This is a genomic window from Mucilaginibacter sp. OAE612, assembly GCF_041806395.1.
GTDB lineage: Bacteria > Bacteroidota > Bacteroidia > Sphingobacteriales > Sphingobacteriaceae > Mucilaginibacter > Mucilaginibacter rubeus.
The window spans coordinates 3,239,364-3,259,533 of the sequence record NZ_JBGMUW010000001.1 but is presented as its reverse complement, the minus strand read 5'-3'; the positions used below and the strand labels follow the sequence as shown (position 1 = coordinate 3,259,533).

The window sequence follows — 20,170 nt, the reverse complement described above, 5'->3', positions numbered from 1 at the left end:
CTGACTATATATGAGAAAAGGGGCGTTCGGAATTGCCTTTGCTTATTTGTTGATTAGCCTGCTGTGGATCCTGTTCAGTGACCGGCTGTTGTTTTATTTCGAAGGAATACTTAGCCCCCACCAATACCTGTGGCTGAGTTTAGGAAAGGGGTGCCTGTTTGTGATGGTTACAGCAATTGCTCTTTACGTTTTGATCAGGTCAGAAGAACGAAGGTTGAAACAGAGCGAAAAGCAATACCGGAGCATGTATGAATCCAATCCAAACCCAATGTGGATTTACGAGCCGGGGACACTCCGTTTCATTTCGGTAAACGATGCCGCAATTGCGGTTTATGGCTACAGTGCGGAGGAGTTCAGGCAACGGACAATATTGGATATCAGGCCTTTGGAAGACCGGGAGAATGTGATTGCTTCGTCCGATCGGGTAGACAGTAAGCTCAATGATAGCGGTACCTGGCGTCACATTAAAAAGGACGGGCAACTGATTTATGTAAATATTACCTCGCATAAAATCTGGTTCAATAAAAAGCCCCATATCATGGTTATGGCTCGTGACATGACCGAACGGGTAGCATTTGAGCAAGCTCTTGAAAAAGTAAACCAGGAGCTTTTAGAAGAAAAACACAAGCTTAGTGAAACCCAGTTGTTGTCGCGGGTGGCCGGATGGGAATTCTACCCCCGTGAAAACAAGCTGATATGGTCAGACGAAGTTTATCGCATCGCAGGTTTGAAGCGGGATGGGCGCGAAGCATTCGATATTTATGTAAATCACATTTTTCCGGAAGACCGGCCGCTGATGATCAACGCTTTGCATGAGCTCATCAGTACCGGTAAACAACTCGATGTAACGCACCGCATCACTGCCCTGGATGGCACAACCCGTTATATCCGGCAGCTTGCCCGCGTTGAAAGCACCGGGGAGCAGGAACTTAAGATAGCAGGTTCGCTACAGGATATTACTGAGCTCAAGCAATTGGAAATGGAGCGTAATCGGTATCAGTATAGCTTTGAGCATACGCTGAACAGTATTACCGATTGCTTTTTTGAGCTCGACCGCCAAATGAAGATAACCCGGATAAACGACATCTTTCGGGAGATGGTTAAAACAGACAGAAGCCAGATTATTGGTGCAAGTATTTTTGAGTTTTTTCCTAAAGCCGAAAATAAGTTTTATCATGTTTACCATAAAGCGCTTGAAGAAAGGGTTATTGTAAGGCACGAAGATTACTCGGTTATCCTGCAGCGCTGGCTCAGGATGGCTGCTTATCCTACCGATGAAGGTGTTGCCGTATACTTCGCCGACATTACCGAAGACAGGCTTAAAGACGAACGGTTAAAAGAAGCAGTTGAACGTTACGAACTGGTGGCCCAGGCGACGAGGGATGTTGTTTATGACCTTAATATTGTTGAAAACAAACTGATATACAATACAAGCCTTACACATTTGGTGCAAATATCGCTCGACGAAATCAGTTATGAACTGGAATGGTGGCGGTCGCTGATCCATCCGGATGATATGGAAGAAGTAGTGAGCAGCCAGGAAAGGATCAGCCGTGCCGGTTTAACCAATTGGGAATGCGAATACCGGCTTAATTGCGGTAAAGGTGAATATAAATACGTGATGGACCAGGGGTATTTTATATATAACGAACAGAAGCAACCGATACGACTGATAGGAGCGGTAAGAGATATTGATGCCCTTAAACGCAGCACCCAGGAAAATAAGCGGTTGGCAGGGATCATCAAACAGGTAAATAATATGGTGCTTATTACAGATGATCTGCGCAGGGTGCAATGGGTAAATAATGCCTTTGTAGAGCTGACCGGTTACGCCATGGAAGAGGTGGTAAATAAGATGCCGGGTGATTTTTTGACAGATCCCGATGACCCGGTGATCCAAACGTTATTAAGGAAACAGCAGGCCAGGGAAGCTTTTGGTATTGATACGATCATTTATACCAAAAACAGAACCCCGGTTTGGGTATCAGCCCAGTTAACCCCTGCATATGATGAAGATAACGCTTTTCAGGGCTACATCATCGTTTGTCAGGATATAACTTACCGTAAAGAAAAAGAAGAAGAGGTTAACAGGCAGAACCGTTTACTCCGTGAGATAGCGTGGATAAGCTCGCATGAGATCAGGCGGCCTGTGGCAACTATGCTCGGATTGGTAAACTTGCTGGATATGGCAGAAGATGAGAACGAGCGAAGAGAGATTTTTTCAAAACTCCGCGAATGCGCGCGGGAAATGGACAGCATGGTGCATGAGATCCACCGTCGCATTGAAGCGGAAAAAGTAATGCAAATTGCGCGCGATCTTTAAACAGGTAACTTAATGGTTAGCATAACGGCTTAGTAAAAATTTAACATTACGGCATTTATCGTTTTAGCGAAAACCTGCCAAATAAAATTAACGACAGGTCTTTTTTTAACTTCACCCCACTATACCGTAACCGGAATTTTCCGGTTATTCGCTTTTTAGGCTCTTTACCGGGCTTGTTAACGCTGCTTTTATCGTCTGTAGGCTAACCGTAAGCAGTGTGATGACAAGCGCTGTAAAACCGGTAATAATAAATATCCACGCCGATATACCCGCCCGGTAATCAAAATGCTGGAGCCAGTTGTGCATCAGGTAAAACGCTATCGGTGTAGCTAACAGTAATGAAAGCATGACCAGGCTAATGAAATCTGCAGATAATAACCGCCAAAGGTTGAAAACTGTTGCCCCCAGCACCTTGCGAACGCCGATTTCTTTCACACGTTGTTCGGCCATAAAGGAAGCCATGCCAAATAATCCAAGGCAACTGATAAAGATTGCCAGCCCGGCAAAGAATGCGGCCAGCCTGCCGATGCGCTGCTCGTTACCAAATTTCTGAGCGTAGGCCCCGTCGATAAAAGTATATTGGAAGGGCTGCTCAGGATTAAAACGTTTAAATACCCTCTGGATATTTGCTATAGCAGTACCGGCGCTCACCTTTGGATTAATACGCAGTAATACGGCGCCTCCGGCATCTTTATTAAAAAAGTAAACGCATGGCTTCACCTGTCCGTATGGCGAATCGACAATAATATCTTTGATCACGCCGATGATTTTAAAAGTGACGCCATAAAAAGTAATACTATTTCTTAAAGGGTCCTTCATCCCCATAAACTTCACGGCGGATTCGTTGATGACTACCGCTGTTGAATCAGTCAGAAAATCTTTAGAAAATTCCCGTCCCTCCCTGAATTGCCATCCGGCGGTTTTTCCGTAGCCGCCCGAAACGCCATTCTGCTGAAAATCTATGCTCAGGTTCGGATCTTTATCTTTCCATTCAATGGCACTGGTGCTGCCCGCGGTTTGTGTTGGGTTTACATCTCCCTCTGCTGCGGAAACCACTGTGCCGGTTTTGTAAAGTTCATCTTTTACGGCTTCGAAACTTTTATGGATTTGGTCTGTACCCGGGTTAACTGATAATAACCCGTCGCGGGTATAACCCACAGGTCTGTCTTTTGCAAATTGCATTTGCCTGAAAACAACAATGGTGCCTATAATTAGCGTAACAGATACTGTGAATTGCAGCACTACCAATGCTTTGCGGGGGAGGGCAGCCATTTTTCCAACCCTGAAAGCTCCCTTCAGTACCTTTACAGGTTGGAAAGAAGACAAATAAAAAGCGGGGTAACTACCTGCCACTATGCCGGTAAACAAGGTAAAGCCTATTCCCATAAGCCAGAAAAAAGGGTTAGCCCAGGGGATAGTTATTTGTTTGCCGGCTACTTCATTAAAAAAAGGCAAACTCAATTGCACAAAAAGCAGCGCAAGTACAAAGGCAAAGGATACACATAATACCGATTCACTAAAGAACTGATAGATCAGCTGGCCCCTGGCCGAGCCGATAGCCTTGCGGATACCCACCTCGCGGGCACGCTTTTCAGACCGCGCAGTGCTCAGGTTCATGAAATTGATACAGGCCAGTAGCAACACAAATACGCCAATAATACCAAACATCCATACATACTGGATACGGCCGCCTGTATTTTTACCATCCTTAAATTCATCATAAAGATGCCATTTGCTCATGGGCTGCAGGAACAGCGCAGGTTTCTTTTTAGCGAGAACAGCGCTCACATTACGCAGCTTGGCATCTTTTATTGTTGATGAGATGACCGATAGGTCGGCGCCTTCGGCAGTTTGAACATATAGCGTACAGAAGTTTGGCCGCCATGGTTCACGCATCGATCTGATGTCATTGGCAGTAAACCCCATATCAAAGGGCGCGATAAAATTGAGGCCAGCAAATGTGGCATTTGAGGGCATGTCTTCAAACACGCCTCCAACTTTTGCATTGTAATGGTTATCAATCTTTAAAGTTTTGTTGATCGGATCACTGTCGCCAAAATAAGCTTTAGCCGTTGAAGCGGAGATCAGGATAGATGAAGGATCGATAAGCGCATTGCGGTTGCCTTTCAGCATTTGCAATGTAAACATTTCGGGGCCGTTAGGTTCCATGAACATGCCGGTACGGTTGAGTTTTTTGTTGTCAAGCGCCAGCATGTGATCGCCATAACCGGCGCTGTTCACCACTTGCTTAAAAAGGCTTCCGTAGTTTTTGCGCAGTTCCGCGGCCAGGGGCAGCGGAACTGATTGCCATGTTTGCACTTCCCCGTTATTGGTTACATTTTGAATTACCTGGGCAATAGTGTCTCGGTTTTTATGATTGCTATCAAAGGATAGCTCATCCCATATCCACAGGCCGATCAGCATAGCTACTGCCATACCAACAGATAGCCCGGCGATATTGATAACAGAGTGTACCTTGTTTTTGATAAGGTTACGCCATGCAATTATTAAATAATTTTTGATCATAAAATTGATTGTTTAATTGGCAGCCACCGATGCGCAGACAGGCCTGCTTCAAGAATATGTATTAAATGTGTGCCAAATGATTAATTTATTGTAAGTCAATTGAATGCGATGTGTGTGTGTCTTGGAATCGTTCGTTTTCGCACAGTGATTGTGCGGTTGCGGATGGTTGATTTCGGATCTGTTTCGGTGGAGTGTAACTTTTTTAATAAATGTTCTTTTATCTGGATACCGAAAATGCCTTTTAACGTTGAGTATCAATCTGAAATATAGGTGTCTTGTAGAAGATCATGCGTTGCCGCCGTTACGGTGCCATTATTTCGCTTTCCCCTGATTAACTATTTTTTACAAGTCTAACCTTAAGGGTTACCAACTATTGTTTGGTCAGCAAAGAAGAAGGCCGGCGGCTATCCTTCATAGGGTAGCCGCCGGCATATAATAATCTTTGAAAATAAAGGCGATTCCTGTTCGCCGGTCATCGGGCAATAAAGCCGAAATCTTTTCGCTGCTTATTTTCCTGCACGTCAATCGAATGATTAGTTTTTATATTATTTGAGCGTATGTTTAAGTGTTGATCGCGTGCTTATAATACTTTGTTCAAATAACTGATTTTCTGTAAATAACTAAACCAATTGATCTGGCTGGCCGTATAAAGGTTGAATATTATTAAGAATATTATTTAATAACGTTTTACCTGTGAATATGAGAGGGCGTCATGCTTACTTTTTACTATCGGTTGTTTTAATATTGCTGGGGAATAACATTTTTGCCGCTGTTCCCATCATTACCTATACTTCATCCAATGTTTATACAGTTGGCACAGCCATTACTACCTTGACCCCCTCAGTTACTAACGGCGTTAGCGCGATAGGCTATGGTGCGCCGACAGCGCTTACGGGTGCTACCTTAAGCAACCCGCGCGGAATGGCTATCGACGCGGTCGGCAATATTTATGTAACTAATACAAGTAACAACACCATCAGCAGATATAATTCAAGCGGTACTTACCTGGGTACCTTTGGTACGGGTGCTACCATGTCGCTTCCTAAAGACCTGGTTTTTGATTCATCGGGCAACGCTTACGTGTTGAACCTGGGTGCTACCCCGGGCACAGGCAGTGTATATAAATATAATTCAAGTGGCGTATACCAGTCTACCATACTGAGCAGCTTAAATTATGCATTAGGAATTACCATCGACAATTCGGATAATATTTACATTGCCGATCAGGGCGCTGTTACGGTGCAAAAATACAATACCAGTGGTACACTGTTACTATCGCTGCCCACTACTAATTTAAGCACTCCACTTGGAGTAGCTGTGGACGCATCGGGTAACATTTACGTATTAAATAACGGCACCGGGAATGTAACAAAATACAATTCGGCCGGCACATTTCAATCTATTTTTCTTAGCGGGTATACATCAGCGCAAGCCATAACCATTGATGGTGCCGGCAATTTTTATGTAGGCGACAATGCAGCTACCAATATAGTTTATGTTTACAATCAAAGCGGTACGTTACTTACCAGTAAAGCCCTTACGGATCCTGAGGGGATAGCTGTTGACAGCAAGGGCGTCATATTTACCGCGGTCTATTATGCCAACCAAATAAACAAAACTACGCCAACCGGCGGCTTTTTTTTAAACAAGGCTTTACCTGCCGGATTAAGCTTTAACAGTTCAACAGGCAGCATCAGCGGTACCCCGACAGCAGCGATGGCAGCCACCAATTATATTGTTACGGGCTATAATGCCAGTGGTGCAGGTACCAGTAATACATTTTCTATTACGGTTAATCCTACAGCCCCTACAGGTACCGGCGGTTCAACGTGCGGTTCGGGCACTGTAACGCTTTCAGCTTCAGGAAGCTCCCCGTCGGGCGGGGTATATAACTGGTATGCAGCTCTTACCGGCGGCTCATCTTTAGGAACGGGAGCCACCTTTACTACGCCAACTATATCGGCAACTACTACTTATTATGTAAGCTATACTCAAAACGGGGCAACAAGCACGCCGCGCATCGCCGTAACTGCAACAGTAAATGCCAAACCCGTTATATCAACTGCGCCCACTACAGGCAGCTTATATCTTTCCTATCCGTTTACAGGTAACGCTAATGACGCCTCTGGTAATTTTAATAATGGAATACCTCAAAATGCTCCCACACTTACTACTGATCGTTATGGAGCAGCAAGCAGTGCCTATAGTTTTAATGGTTCAAGTCAATACATGGCCACTTCCAGCCTGATACTAATTAGTCCGCAAACTTTTTCTATCAGTGTGTGGTTTAAAACAAGTTCGGCAGGAGGTAAGCTGGTCGGTTTCGGTTCGTCACAAACCGGGTTAAGCTCAAGTGCTTTTGGTTATGACCGTCATATTTATATGAATAGCAGCGGACAACTATACTTTGGGGTTAAACCTGGCAGTACATATAACACAATAAACACTACTGCATCCTATGCTGATGGCGCATGGCACCATGCAGTTGTAACTATGTCATCTACAAATGGGGCCAACCTGTATGTAGATGGCGCACTGCAGGCCAGTGATCCTACGATGACATCAGCAGGAGCTTACACAGGTTATTGGCGGGTTGCTTATGACAATTTAGCAAGTTGGCCAGGTGCACCATCCAGTTATTATTTTAACGGCTCACTGGATGACATAGCTGTTTATCAAACCGAGTTAACTGCGGCTCAAGTGTATACGTTATACGGTGCAGGCAGTGCCCCGGTTTGCCCCGGCGGTACACTTGCTTTCCAGGCCAATACGGTAAGCGGCGCTACCTACTCATGGTCGGGGCCGGGCAGCTTTACATCTACCTCTCAAAATCCTACAATCAGCAATATTACATCAGCAAATGCAGGCACCTATGTACTTACTGTAACCGGTTCAAATGGCTGTACCTCGCAGTTAAATGTAACCGCAGTTGTAAATGCACTGCCTTCAACAACATTTACTGCAACGTCTTCGGTAAACATTAACTCAAACGCTACTGTCACTTATACAGGGACAGACCCCTCAACTTCAACTTATAGTTGGGATTTTAATGGAGGCACACCTTCAACCGGTACCGGGCAGGGACCGTTTTCGGTACAATGGGCAACGCCCGGAACAAAAACAATTACTTTGACTGTAACCAATGCTGCGGGCTGCTCGTCGTCATCAACACAAAATGTAACTGTAAACCTGGGTACCTATGGTAATTATGCTTTTGGTGAAACCATCACATTAAATACAACCTCGCTTGGCATTACATCAAACCTTACCAATTTCCCGGCATTACTCAGCATACAGGATAATAACCTGATCATTACAAATACATGTTCAGACAAAGTGCAAAATCCCAACGGCCCCAATTACGATTTTGCATTTGTAAGCGGCGGCAGCGAGTTATATTACCAGGTTGAAAGCTACAACCAAACCACGGGAACCCTGCTGGTCTGGGTACAAGTCCCTACTTTAACTTATGCTACCAACAATATCATATCTTTTTATTACGGTTCAAAATCACCTACGGTAACACACAATACGGCATTTTTTGCGAATACCTGGGCAAGTAATTACCTGGCTGTATTCCATTTTAATGAATCGAGCTATACGGGTTCGGTTGCTGATGGTACCGCGGGAGGGCATACGGGCACTGCCAGCGGGATGACCTCGGCGGACCTTGTTACCGGTAAAATCGGCACGGCTTACAGCTTTAACGGATCGAGCAAAAAAATTACAACCAATGCCGTATCTGTTACAGGCCCCTTCACCTTATCTGCCTGGGTTAAATTAGGGGCTACAGGTCTTGATCAAAAAGTAATGACAAACCAGGATGCAACAGGAGGGTTTAGCGGCGGCTATAAAATGGGGATCTATACTAATGACATCCCTGAATCGGAATCGGGTATTGCCACAAACAGGCTTAGTATCCCTAATCCAACTGCTTTTACCAGCGGCGCATGGCATTATATACAAAGTGTTTATACAGGTACGACCCTCAGTACATATGTTGATGGAACACAATATAAAATATTACTATCGGTCGTCAATCCTGCTGCTAATACCAGCTTTTATATTGGAGTAGGAGAAGGGGGGAACAGCTATTATTTTAACGGGGTAATTGATGAACCGCGTGTTTCAAATGTTGCAAAAACGGCCGATTGGCTTAAGGCAGAATATGTAAATCAAAATAACCCGGCAACGTTTACTACTGTTGGTACAACCTCTGTTAATGTCACTAATGCGGCAAGTATACCGGGCGCACTAACCTATACTTATAAAGGCGTTACAGGAACTTATACCGATGCCAGCAACTGGGATAACACCACCGCTGGTACCACCAATCAGGCACCTGCTTTTGACGGTACAGCTACTTTAATTATTCCAACAGGCAAAAGTATTACAATTAATTCTGATGCTTCGGTATACGGGCTTACTTTAAGCGGTACGGCTTCAATAAGCCTTAAGGCAAATTTAAGTGTTGGGTGCAATATTTATAACCAGGGCACCGGAAAAATAGATTGGAATAATTTAAATACATCAAAGATAACCTGGAATGGGACCAGTGCCGCTCAAAGCTACAATGGTGCAGCCTCTACAGGGTATACACATGTGGGCACTATGGAAGTGAATAATTCGGCGGGTGGAACAATAACGGTTAATAGTGATACACTTGATATTTACAGCGAGCTCAAAATTACCAAGGGGAACCTGGCGGTTGCCTCCGGGGCTATTATGGTACTCAAAAGCAGTTTCTCTCAAACGGCCTCTGTCGATCCTATCCCGTCAGGGTACAGCATTACAGGTACAGTATATGCAGAACGTTATTTCAAGGCCGGGACTATTGCTACCAATACCCGCAATTATCGGCTTCTGTCTTCCCCGGTAAATACCACAACAGGTGCTTATAACCTCAGTTATCTGAACGCCAATTCGGGGAATTTCTCCGGGGTTTTTGTTGCCGGACCAACAGGGACGACAGGTGGATTTACTGTCACCAACGCTGCCTCTACGGTTTATTTATACAAAGAGAACCTGCCTGCAAGCAGCACTACTTTTAATTCCGGAAATTTTAAAGGCTTAACAGACATTTCGGGTAATACAATATCTTATTATACCGGCACAGGCACCACCACTGCAACAACAACGCTTCCGGTAGGTAATGGCTACATGTTATATTATGCCGGAAATAATGTTAACAATGTTACCTCCACAACAGCACTGAATAAACAATACCGATTTGGCGGAAGCTATATTGACCCGGATGCTTCAACAATGGTAGCTGTTGGTACACTTAACCAGGGCAGCATCCCGGTAAAACTATGGTGGAACAGCAGCGCCACCACTTTAAGCAAAGCACAAACCGGTTATAATCTGGTAGGCAATCCATATGCGTCTTCTATTGATTGGGACACTTTTTCGCAAAGCAGTTCAACAAACGGTATTTACGGCCCCGGTGTATCTGCTACCATATATGTTTTTAATTACACCAATAAAAATTATGGTACTTATACCGCTTTGATCCCGGGGGGCATTGGCACCAATAATGCAACCCGTTACATTGCCAGCGGACAAGGCTTTTTTGTGCAGGCTACCACAACCTCGGCTTCATTGACTTTTAATGAAGTTGCCAAAACAACAGTGCAACCCAGTTCCCTGGGGAGTACCCTTTACATGTTGATGAGCAAAAAAGGTCAGGCATTAGCCAGGCCCCAGTTAATGCGGGTGAAACTCTCCTCTGATTCGGTTAATACGGATGAGATTATGGTATTATTTGATCCCGGATCCAAAAACGAATATGAGCCTTTTTATGATTCAGACCGGTTAAACGGCATCGGAAACGTTTCGACACTGGCCAGCTACGGATACAGGAGCCAAAATATGCTCGCCATTAACAGGATGAATGTTATCGATTCCACTACCCGGGTAAAGTTATTTGTGAATGTTAATAATTCGGCGACCACAGATACAATTTCCGGTTCGGGATTTGAATCACTTGATTCGAGATATGACATATATCTGCTTGATCATTATAAAAAGGATTCTTTGCTTTTCAGCCAGTATAAACGTTACCCGTTCAATATCGACAAAACAGATACAACCAGCTACGGCGCAAACAGGTTTGAGATCGTATTTCATAAAAAAAGTTCATTAAACTACCGGTTGCTGAGTTTTGAGGCAAGCCCGGTTAAAGACGGTATTCAGTTAACCTGGAAAACTGAGCATGAAGGAAACCTGTCGGGCTTTACACTGCAAAGGCAGGACGGCTCTAAGGAATTTGTTCTTTTAACATCAATGTTAAGCAATGGCAGCGGATCTTATACTTATATAGACAGGTTCCCGTCAACAGGAACCAATTACTATCGCTTGCAGCAAAATGATGCTTTTAATACGATCAGCTATAGCAAAATAGTAGCGGCAAGTTTCAATGCACCTGGTATTATTAATGAGCAAATTACACTTTATCCTAATCCAGTTAACAGCGAACTTTATATTAAGATCAATAGAAATGTACCGGACAGGGTGGTACTTAAGGTAACCGGCATAACCGGCCAGGTAATGTTTTACCGGGAAACGGATGGCAATAATATACAACAGAACGTAGGCAGTCTGCTGCCCGGAAACTACATTGTTGAGATTTCGGACAAGGCAACCAAAAGGCTGATTGGAATTAAAAAATTTAATAAAAAATGAAATTTTACCTCTGCAAAACAATCTATCGGGTCAGTAGGATATTATTGACTTTTTACCTGGTTATAAGCCCCATTTTGCTGTTTGCTGATGATCCGGGCGCACCGTGTGATGACAGCGACCCGCTGGATAATAATTGTCCGTTGGATACCTGGATTATTTATATATTCATATTAGTTCTTATTCTCACAGCTATCCGCCTGTACAAAAAGCAGCATGCCTTCGGTCGTTAACACGCGGGAGTGTTGAGCAGGCCTTAAAGTGTCAGGGAATAAAGGCATTATATAAACATTTAGAAAACATATCAATGTTCGGCTTGGCAACGATTCGCAAACTTCGTTTATATACGCTGTGTATTATCATGCATGGTATCCTGGCTTGTATTGGAAATATAATTATCAGTACTTCTGCATGTCGTGCCCAAACCAATAACATAAATACGCAAATAAAAAATCTCGATAAAGCAAAGCACGACACCGACCGGGTAAAGATCTATTACTCTATTTCAAGGTTGTATTGGAGCAGGAATGCCGACAGCGCGCTGCTGATGGCACAAAAATCCCTTGATCTTGCAAAAAAAATCCATTATGAAAAAGGTATTGCACTGGCATATCTCGCAGAAGGGGTAGCCTTCGGGTACAAAGGAAGATGGCCCGAAGCTCTTAACAGTCATTTACAGTGCCTGCGCATTAGTGAAAAACTGGGCATGGAAGGGTTAAGCGGAAATGAGTATAATAATATCGCCGGCCTGTACACCTCAATGGAAGATTATTCGAAAGCGCTTTATTACAGTCAGAAGGCTTATAAGATAGCTATGAAGCAAAACGACCCCGCGCATGAAGGAACGTTTAGCCCGTTGGTGAATATTGGCGAGATATTTAAGAAAAAAGGATTGTCAGACTCGGCAATTGCTTATAACTTAAAGGCTTTGGTTATAGCAAAAAAGGTAAAGGACCCGGTTTTTACTGCCGCCGCAATGTACAATATTGCCGAAAATTATATTACGAAGAAAGAATACCGGCTTGCCGAGGGTTATTTAAATAAGGCGCTTGATATTGCGCAAAATGCTGGCGACGACGAAGATGTTGCTTACTGCCATACCGGCCTGGCACTTACATCTTATTATACAGGTAAATACAATTCGAGTATGCTGTATGCACAAAAAGGGCTTGACGAAAGCAGGAGATCAGGTATTGTTGAACTCATTCAAACCGCCTATAACGTATTATACTTAACTCATCAGAAAATGGGTAATTACGAACAGGCCCTATATTACCGGAACCTTGAAGTTGCTTTGAACGATAGCTTGAAAACTGAACAAAGACTGAAAACTATCAGGAATATGCAGTCTGCTTACGAGCTGGAAAAAAAGGAACGGCAAATTGATTTGCTAAATAAAAATAAAATTATAGGTCAAAAAGAGCTGGAAAAAGTAAGTCTGAAGCGGGATATTTTAACTGCGGGCACCATACTTTTAGTATTGCTCGCTTTTATCCTGCTCAGAAATTACATGCAAAAAAAGAAGCTCAGTGAGCAACTAGCTCTGCAAAATAAAAACATATCTGAGCAAAATCTTCACCTCGAAGAACTTGTACACGTAAAGGACCGCCTGTTTTCAATTATCGGGCACGATTTAAGGGGACCGATCCATACCATCAGTCATATGATGGATATAGTAAAGGAAAAAAGCCTGTCGGAAGAAGAAAGCGATTATTGGGTTGAAAAAATAGATGAGACCCTGATAATAACCTCAAGCTTGGTGGAAAACCTGCTATACTGGGCAAAAAGTCAGTTGGACGGAATCCAGCCCAATCCTGCCGGTTTTGATGTGCGAAAGTTAATTGATCAAAATGTTATGCTGCTGAAACAGCGGGCCGCTGAAAAGAAAGTGGTAGTAACAAGTGAGGAGATAGCTGAGCCCGTGATGGTATTCGGAGATGAAACTATGATTGATATTGTGATCAGGAACTTATTGGAGAATGCCGTAAAGTTTTCAAAAGCGGGTGATCATGTTACCGTAACCGCGGAAAAAAGCGAGGCCTTTGCGATATTGAAGATCCGGGACAACGGGAAGGGAATCCCCGAAGAGGCGCAATCAAAAATATTTAACAAATATACCTCATATACCACTTTTGGCACAGCCAGTGAAAAGGGGAGCGGTCTGGGGTTGTTATTATGTAAAGAGCTTGTGGAAAGAAACAATGGCACCATATGGTTTGAAAGTAAGGCCGGGATCGGAAGTACGTTCTATTTTACCGTGCCGATAGAAAACGAAGAGTTGGTGGCTGTTTAAAGCTGTTTTAAACAGGCCAGACGATGGGATGTTTACTTATTCTTCAATCATCCTCCGATATCAGGGCATGATGTTTGTGCAAAAAGAGCTATGTTAATATGTTAAAACGTAGCTTTTAGAACTATAATGATTGCCTCTTATCAGAAAAGAGTCCTGGTTGTTGATGATGATAAGGACATTCGTGAGTTAATACATCTGATCCTGGAGATGGAGGGATATGCGGTGACCGAACTGGATAACGGTCATGGCGTCCTTGAAGCGATACAGACCTTACGACCAGATGTTGTGTTGCTGGATGTTATGCTGGGCGATATGGATGGCCGCGATATTTGTAAACATTTGAAAAATGATCCGGGTATGCAGGATATACCTATAATCATTGTTTCGGCAAGTCACGGGTTGCATACGATGCACGAGAAACAATGCGGGGCCAATGATTATCTGGCTAAGCCTTTTGATGTGAATGAACTTGTTAATCATGTGCGTCATTTTGCCGCTTGATGGCTGCCATGCGGTAAATCTCCGGCTGTGCCATGGCCCTGCAGTTACCATAGTGGCTCAAATAATTTCTTTATATAGCTGCCAGCAGGTTAATTAGGGTTGAAATTTCGGGGAGGTTTTCGAGGTTACGAACGATGCCGATCAGTTGGTCCTGCATCTCAGCGGAAACAATATTGTTGCTCAGCCGCCGAAATTTTTCAATCGTATCATTCCATGTAAACGGACGGGTAAAAAAGCCATGGTAATCTTCCTGTTCCCTGGTTAGGGTTTGGCCGTTTTTCATGCTGATCTCCACCTTGGTTTTCATTTTATCGGGATATGCAACGGTATAAGGATCAAGGATACCGGCAACTACCAGCGGTTGATGCAGTGGGAAACCCGTACTTACTTTCACTTTCTTTAGTAATTGCTGTACATCGTTATTTTTAATTCTTTCCGGCTCATATTGTTCGGGATAAACTTCGCCATCGAGCAGGAGCACTGCGGCAGCATAAAATAAACTGTGATCAGCCTGTTCCTTCGTTTCCACAATTTGCCGGTTGCCGTAAGCACCGGATCCTATGATATGATATGCAGTTAAAAATGTGGTGAGCTCAACGTTTTCAATCTCTTCCGGATTAACCTGCTGTTGTTTGCGCAGCTGGTCAAGGGCTTCCAGTGTGGCCTGTGCATGTACTTCTACATTATATTTCTTCAATACGCAGCGTGGTAGCAGTTCAAAGGTCTCACTGTCCCAATCATAATCCAGCTTCATGCCAAACACATCATCAAAGCCCTTGGGGCCTTCAAAAATGGCCACCGGGCCGGTCATCCCTTCTCGGGCCAGGAAACAGATGTTAACGCAGTTCAGCGCATCCAGGGAAGATGCAAACCCCTTCCACTCATAGGTATATGATGCCCGGCTGCTTACCATCGGGCTTATTGAAGTGCCGGTAATGCCCAGTGCATGAGCTGTTTGTTCTTCAGTCAGGTTTAACAGACGGGCAATTCCAGCCGTCATTGAGTAGCCTAAAAGCAAGGTATGATCGATGCCTTCCTTCATGACTGGAATTTCCAATACGAGGCGGCATTCTATCTGGTAAGCCACGGCCATGGCAGCAAGGAAATCCTTACCTGATATCGGCCCAAACTGCGCTACTGCCAGCAGCGGGCCTATATTATCACTGGGATGGCAGGTAGCTTCTTTGCCCATAAAATTATCCATAAAATCCGGATAACGGATAAGCGCTGTATACAATTGTGCCGCCCGGTCGTAGGGTAAGTTTTCAATAAGCGGCACTTTGCATTTGCCGCCTTCGCCCATAACCTGCAATTGCCTCAATAATTTTTGGATGGCAGGTTTGTTACCGGCGTGGATCAGCGACCCCAAAGCGTCAAGCAGATGGCGTTTCAGTTGTTCGATGGAGGTTTCACCGATGTCGTCATAGCGGGCATTAAGCGCGAAACGGGCGATCTTGAAATTCTGCAGCTCTTTTTCCATGATATACCTGTTAATTGCTGCGGCCGCGAAACAATGAGATAACCCAGATGATGACCGCGATAACGACGATTACCGCGAAAATGCCCACGGCAGCACCGGCTTTAAAAATACCGACAATGGCATCACAGCTGCTCAATAACAGGCAAAGGCTTAAGAATAGTGGTGTAATTAACTTTTTCATAGACTGATAGTTTTATAATTAAAACTTAAAACAGCAAGCGATGTTTTAATTATCATTTAAAAGATATTTTTCAGCGATTTTTTTAATTGTTAATCGATTTAAACCTATGAACGCATCACCCTGGCTCAGGAATACCAAAGCCGCCCTGCATTTGCCTGACCTTATTCCGGTATATAAAACCACAGCAGGCAGTTATGATTTTAAAATATATGACCTTGGAGACAGCTGCTGGCTGGTGGCCGGATGGCCGGATGGCAACGAGATCGCTTTCCGGTTGGCCTATTCACCAAACGACCGGTTACAGATCACACTAAAAGAAAGGAAAAACGACGTGCGATTGAAGATTGGCTCGTTACTGGGCGACTACGAAGTTGTTTTGACGCTACCCACAGAAAACCGGCCCGTACTTCATTACACCACCAGGTTAACGCCGGCCTCCACCTTATTGTTCCCTTACTGGCCGCGCGACATTGTACCGCTTGGCTCCGGGGGAAGTGAAAGCATGGCCGACGGAGAAATACATACCAGGCAGGTGGGTACACGTTCGGGACAGCTCTATTTTAGCATGAACCGGCCAAAAGCGGGTTCAGTATTATACCTGCAAAACCTAACCGCGTTGGCCGGTTACAACCAGCAAACCGAAACCTCCGCGGCGGACAGTGTAGGCGGTGAATGGCCTGAAATTGGCTTTGCCTTGCCGCCCACCATTAAAAATAAACCGCTGGCAGCAGGTAAAAGCTATACTTTGAGTGATGCCTTTATTGTTTTTTCGGAAGAAGTGCCTGCTGATGAGGCGGCTATGGTTCAGCAATATCTCAACCTGCTGGCTGAAGTTTACCTGGCTTTACCCAAACCGGCAACCAATTATACCCATTGGCCCGACATACTTGGCAAAGGACTAAAGGACCTGATAGACAGCCCGGGCTGCTGGGTACAACTTGATGGTCATCATTATTTTAACGCCTATGTATCAGACTATGTCACTCCTCCCGAAATCATGGTGCAACTGGCGGTACTGCTTCCTTTACTTGATTATGTGGAATGGAGCGGCGCGGAACTGGAAGTAATGAAAAAAGTTAAAGCCGGCTTGCCATCATTTTATAGTGAAAAATACGGCACCATAATGCGCTGGCACCCAAAAGCAGCCGATACGCTGGAAGGTGAGGAGGAGCAAAAACAACCGCTGGTTATGGATTCCTGGTACCTGCACCACCCTTTGTTAAACCTGTCGCGTCTTGCGCTGAAAGGCGATAAGGTTGCCAGCAAACTCTTTTTAGATTCTTTGGAATTTTCGATACGGGTGGCGCATCATTTTAATTACAAATGGCCGGTTTTTTATAAAGTAGATACCCTTGAGGTAGTGAAAGCCGAAACGCAGCCAGGCAAAGGAGGTGAAAAGGATGTGCCCGGTTTATATGCCCATGTCATGCTGCAGGCCTGGGAGCTTACGGGCGAAAAACGCTATTTAACCGAAGCGGAAAAAGCCGCTATGCATTTGCGCGGCCAGGGTTTCGACCTGTTCTACCAGGCCAACAATACCGCCTTTTCAGCTGGTGCAATGCTGCGCTTATATAAAATCACCAAAAAAGAAATTTACCGCGAGCTTAGTTACCTGTGCCTGGCCGGTGTGTTTAACAACGTGAAGCTGTGGGACTGTGATTATGGCTATGGAAAAAACTTTCCGACATTTTTTGCATTGTTCCCGCTTAATGATGCTCCTTATACGGCAGTATACGAAGAGCAGGAAGTGTTCTGCGCGCTGCATGACTACCTCCGCCACGCCCAGGATATTGAGATTTTACCATCAGTACGCCTCCTGATAACCGAATATGTCCGTTACCTTGTAGACCGAGCCGCTTATTATTACCCAACAATGCTTCCAAAAGAAATGCTCCAGGAAAAGCCCAAAATAGGAGAGGTTGATCCGAACCTGTGGATCGCGCTTGAGGATTTACACGACGGCTGGGAAAAATCAGGGCAGGTAGGTCAGGAAGTATATGGGGCAGGCAACGCTTTCGGGATCTTGCCACGCCACTATATCCGTATACCTGATCAGCCTTTCATGGTCTTCACTGATTATCCTGTTTACCGATTTACCACCAGGAAGCAAGATTATCTTCATGTCCGCATGGCGGGCGATAATCGCATCGACTGCCGCCTGATGGTGGTTAAGAGTGGTCCTGGCAAATTACCAGGGGTAGAAGTGCGTGTTAATCAGAAGCCTATCGACGGAAAAAAAATCAAAGGCGGCCACTTTGAATATTTAATACCCGGCAATGCCGAAATCACTATTAGCTGGAAATAACATGAAAAAGAAAATCAATTACTTTGAGCGGTTCTCTAACTGGGCTACCGCGGCAACCGGCAGTTCGGCCGCTTTTATTATAGCCGCGTCCACCATAGTGATATGGGCTGTTACCGGGCCGGTATTTCACTACTCGGAAACCTGGCAACTTATTATAAACACCGGCACAACCATCATTACTTTTTTAATGGTCTTCCTTATCCAGAAGGCGCAGAATAAGGATTCGAAAGCCGTCCATTTAAAACTGAATGAATTGCTGGCTTCTCATGAAGGTACCAGTAACAGGATGGTTAATATTGAGGACCTGAGTGAAGAGGAGCTGGATCACCTATACAAGTTTTATATCCGTTTGTCTGAACTGGCGCAAAAAGAAAGTGACCTTACCAAAACACATTCTATTGATGCCGCGCGGGTAAATCAGCAAAATAAATCAAAACGTTATACCAGGAATAATAAGAATTCAGGGTAACCTAATGCCTGGAACCGGCTCATTAATTATTGAGATTATGATAAGTAAAATAAAATTTTTGATCATCATCGGGTTTGTTGCAGCGGGCATTTGGCTGGTGGCGAGGCATCGTTCGGCCCAAAACGTCAAACCCGGGTTTGTGCAGCGGGCCTTTTAAAAATTGAGTTATGGAAAAGTTATTGATCACTGTTTTTGGAGAGGGGAAGGACCTGAATGCGCTGCAAATGAGCAGCCGCGGCGTTGTTATCTTTTTTATCGCGCTTATACTGATCCGCATTTCGGGGCGCCGGTCTTTTGGGTTGCGTACCCCGTTGGATAATATCGTCAGTATTTCGCTTGGGGCTGTTATGAGCAGGGCGGTGGTTGGTGCCTCGGCTTTTGTGCCTGTTATTGTTTGCTGCTTTGTGATTGTGTTGCTGCACCGGCTGCTGGGCTGGCTTATTGCACGTAACAGCCCTTTAGTTAGTTGGGTAGAAGGGGAAAAGATCCCGCTTTTTCGTGGCGGCCGGTTTGATGAAGAGCGGATGAAACGGGCACTGGTTTGCCGTGAAGATGTCATGCAGGGTGTACGCAAATCTGCACTTACTGAAGATTTAGAAAAGATAGACAAGGTGTATATGGAACGGAATGGCGATATCAGCGCCATTAAAAAATGATATGTATGGATTGGCATATAGGATGTTCAGGGTTTTACTATCGTCACTGGAAAAATACTTTTTACCCGGAGGGGTTGGCGCAAAAGCGCTGGTTTGAGTTTTACGCCGGGCAATTCCGTACCCTGGAGTTAAATGTGACCTTTTACCGTTTTCCGCAATTATCTATGTTGCGTACCTGGTATGAAAAAGCGCCGGCTGAGTTTCGCTTCGCGGTGAAAGCCCCCAAGGCTATTACCCATTTTAAGCAGTTTCACGGAACCGTGGATATGATCACGAGTTTTTATGATACCATTCGCGATGGTTTGCAGGAAAAGTTAGGGCCTGTATTGTTCCAGTTCCCGCCGCGTTTTCATTATGATGAAGAACGTTTGGCACGCGTGTTGACGCAATTGGATCCCAGCTTTAGTAATGTATTGGAATTCAGGCACCCGGGCTGGTGGCAGGAAGATGTTTATTCACGGCTTAGGGAGCGTGGTGTTTCTTTTTGCGGTATGAGCCATCCCGAACTGCCGGATAAGTCTGTTGTAACCAGCCCTGTGGTATATTATCGTTTTCACGGTGTTCCGGATGTATACCGCTCATCTTATAGTGATGCTCAGTTACGGGAATTTGCCGATGAGATTAATTCAAAACCGGAAGTCCGGGAAGCATGGTGTTATTTTAACAATGACGCGGCAGTGGCAGCTATTCCCAACGCAAAGTCCCTGCTGCAATTTTCGGTTAAGCACTGAAAGGTTAATAAATAGGGCGACCGA

Annotated in this window: 12 protein-coding genes; 9 read left to right on the top strand and 3 right to left on the bottom strand. The window is 44.6% G+C overall.

Features of this window, described 5'->3' with window-relative positions:
• Window positions 1-10: 10 nt before the first annotated feature.
• Window positions 11-2,323 carry a PAS domain S-box protein gene (locus ABID99_RS13445; RefSeq protein WP_090525095.1) on the top strand — a complete coding sequence of 771 codons (2,313 nt, stop codon included), beginning with the start codon at window positions 11-13 and terminating at the stop codon, window positions 2,321-2,323.
• 144 nt (window positions 2,324-2,467) lie between these two features.
• Here the strand turns inward: ABID99_RS13445 and ABID99_RS13440 are convergent, their stop codons facing one another.
• Complete coding sequence (locus ABID99_RS13440; RefSeq protein WP_373614010.1) at window positions 2,468-4,849, bottom strand: ABC transporter permease; 2,382 nt, start codon at window positions 4,847-4,849, stop codon at window positions 2,468-2,470.
• Window positions 4,850-5,548: 699 nt separating this feature from the next.
• Between ABID99_RS13440 and ABID99_RS13435 the strand changes: the two genes are divergently transcribed.
• The 4 genes from ABID99_RS13435 to ABID99_RS13420 all read left to right on the top strand — a co-directional run bounded on the left by ABID99_RS13435 (window position 5,549) and on the right by ABID99_RS13420 (window position 14,324).
• Entirely contained in the window at window positions 5,549-11,533 is a 5,985-nt protein-coding gene (locus tag ABID99_RS13435; RefSeq protein WP_373614009.1) for a DUF2341 domain-containing protein, read from the top strand.
• Window positions 11,530-11,763 carry a hypothetical protein gene (locus tag ABID99_RS13430; protein WP_090525102.1) on the top strand — a complete coding sequence of 78 codons (234 nt, stop codon included), beginning with the start codon at window positions 11,530-11,532 and terminating at the stop codon, window positions 11,761-11,763. The genes ABID99_RS13435 and ABID99_RS13430 overlap by 4 nt, the downstream gene beginning before the upstream one ends.
• A gap of 74 nt (window positions 11,764-11,837) precedes the next feature.
• The gene (locus ABID99_RS13425; RefSeq protein WP_373614008.1) at window positions 11,838-13,823 is read left to right on the top strand and encodes an ATP-binding protein; all 1,986 of its coding nucleotides are present in this window, start codon (window positions 11,838-11,840) and stop codon (window positions 13,821-13,823) included.
• Between the two features lie 126 nt (window positions 13,824-13,949).
• Window positions 13,950-14,324 carry a PleD family two-component system response regulator gene (locus ABID99_RS13420; RefSeq protein ID WP_090525106.1) on the top strand — a complete coding sequence of 125 codons (375 nt, stop codon included), beginning with the start codon at window positions 13,950-13,952 and terminating at the stop codon, window positions 14,322-14,324.
• A 70-nt stretch (window positions 14,325-14,394) separates the two neighbouring features.
• Here the strand turns inward: ABID99_RS13420 and ABID99_RS13415 are convergent, their stop codons facing one another.
• Entirely contained in the window at window positions 14,395-15,804 is a 1,410-nt protein-coding gene (locus ABID99_RS13415; protein ID WP_373614007.1) for an MmgE/PrpD family protein, read from the bottom strand.
• 10 nt (window positions 15,805-15,814) lie between these two features.
• Complete coding sequence (locus ABID99_RS13410; protein WP_176624282.1) at window positions 15,815-15,985, bottom strand: hypothetical protein; 171 nt, start codon at window positions 15,983-15,985, stop codon at window positions 15,815-15,817.
• Between the two features lie 106 nt (window positions 15,986-16,091).
• Here ABID99_RS13410 and ABID99_RS13405 point away from each other — a divergent pair, with 106 nt between their 5' ends.
• The 4 genes from ABID99_RS13405 (at window position 16,092) to ABID99_RS13390 (ending at window position 20,146) form a co-directional block, all read left to right on the top strand.
• Window positions 16,092-18,290 carry a hypothetical protein gene (locus ABID99_RS13405; RefSeq protein WP_373614006.1) on the top strand — a complete coding sequence of 733 codons (2,199 nt, stop codon included), beginning with the start codon at window positions 16,092-16,094 and terminating at the stop codon, window positions 18,288-18,290.
• Window position 18,291: 1 nt separating this feature from the next.
• Complete coding sequence (locus tag ABID99_RS13400; RefSeq protein WP_373614005.1) at window positions 18,292-18,759, top strand: low affinity iron permease family protein; 468 nt, start codon at window positions 18,292-18,294, stop codon at window positions 18,757-18,759.
• 167 nt (window positions 18,760-18,926) lie between these two features.
• Window positions 18,927-19,415, top strand: a complete 489-nt coding sequence (locus tag ABID99_RS13395) for a DUF421 domain-containing protein (RefSeq protein ID WP_373614004.1) — start codon at window positions 18,927-18,929, stop codon at window positions 19,413-19,415.
• A 5-nt stretch (window positions 19,416-19,420) separates the two neighbouring features.
• Complete coding sequence (locus tag ABID99_RS13390) at window positions 19,421-20,146, top strand: DUF72 domain-containing protein (protein ID WP_373614003.1); 726 nt, start codon at window positions 19,421-19,423, stop codon at window positions 20,144-20,146.
• Window positions 20,147-20,170 lie beyond the last annotated feature (24 nt).

Excerpts from the sequence above, each read along its gene's own strand:
- ABID99_RS13445 (WP_090525095.1), top strand. The coding sequence starts at position 11 with ATGAGAAAAGGGGCGTTCGGAATTGCCTTTGCTTATTTGTTGATTAGC.
- ABID99_RS13440 (WP_373614010.1), bottom strand. The coding sequence starts at position 4,849 with ATGATCAAAAATTATTTAATAATTGCATGGCGTAACCTTATCAAAAAC.
- ABID99_RS13435 (WP_373614009.1), top strand. The coding sequence starts at position 5,549 with ATGAGAGGGCGTCATGCTTACTTTTTACTATCGGTTGTTTTAATATTG.
- ABID99_RS13430 (WP_090525102.1), top strand. The coding sequence starts at position 11,530 with ATGAAATTTTACCTCTGCAAAACAATCTATCGGGTCAGTAGGATATTA.
- ABID99_RS13425 (WP_373614008.1), top strand. The coding sequence starts at position 11,838 with ATGTTCGGCTTGGCAACGATTCGCAAACTTCGTTTATATACGCTGTGT.
- ABID99_RS13420 (WP_090525106.1), top strand. The coding sequence starts at position 13,950 with ATGATTGCCTCTTATCAGAAAAGAGTCCTGGTTGTTGATGATGATAAG.
- ABID99_RS13415 (WP_373614007.1), bottom strand. The coding sequence starts at position 15,804 with ATGGAAAAAGAGCTGCAGAATTTCAAGATCGCCCGTTTCGCGCTTAAT.
- ABID99_RS13410 (WP_176624282.1), bottom strand. The coding sequence starts at position 15,985 with ATGAAAAAGTTAATTACACCACTATTCTTAAGCCTTTGCCTGTTATTG.
- ABID99_RS13405 (WP_373614006.1), top strand. The coding sequence starts at position 16,092 with ATGAACGCATCACCCTGGCTCAGGAATACCAAAGCCGCCCTGCATTTG.
- ABID99_RS13400 (WP_373614005.1), top strand. The coding sequence starts at position 18,292 with ATGAAAAAGAAAATCAATTACTTTGAGCGGTTCTCTAACTGGGCTACC.
- ABID99_RS13395 (WP_373614004.1), top strand. The coding sequence starts at position 18,927 with ATGGAAAAGTTATTGATCACTGTTTTTGGAGAGGGGAAGGACCTGAAT.
- ABID99_RS13390 (WP_373614003.1), top strand. The coding sequence starts at position 19,421 with ATGGATTGGCATATAGGATGTTCAGGGTTTTACTATCGTCACTGGAAA.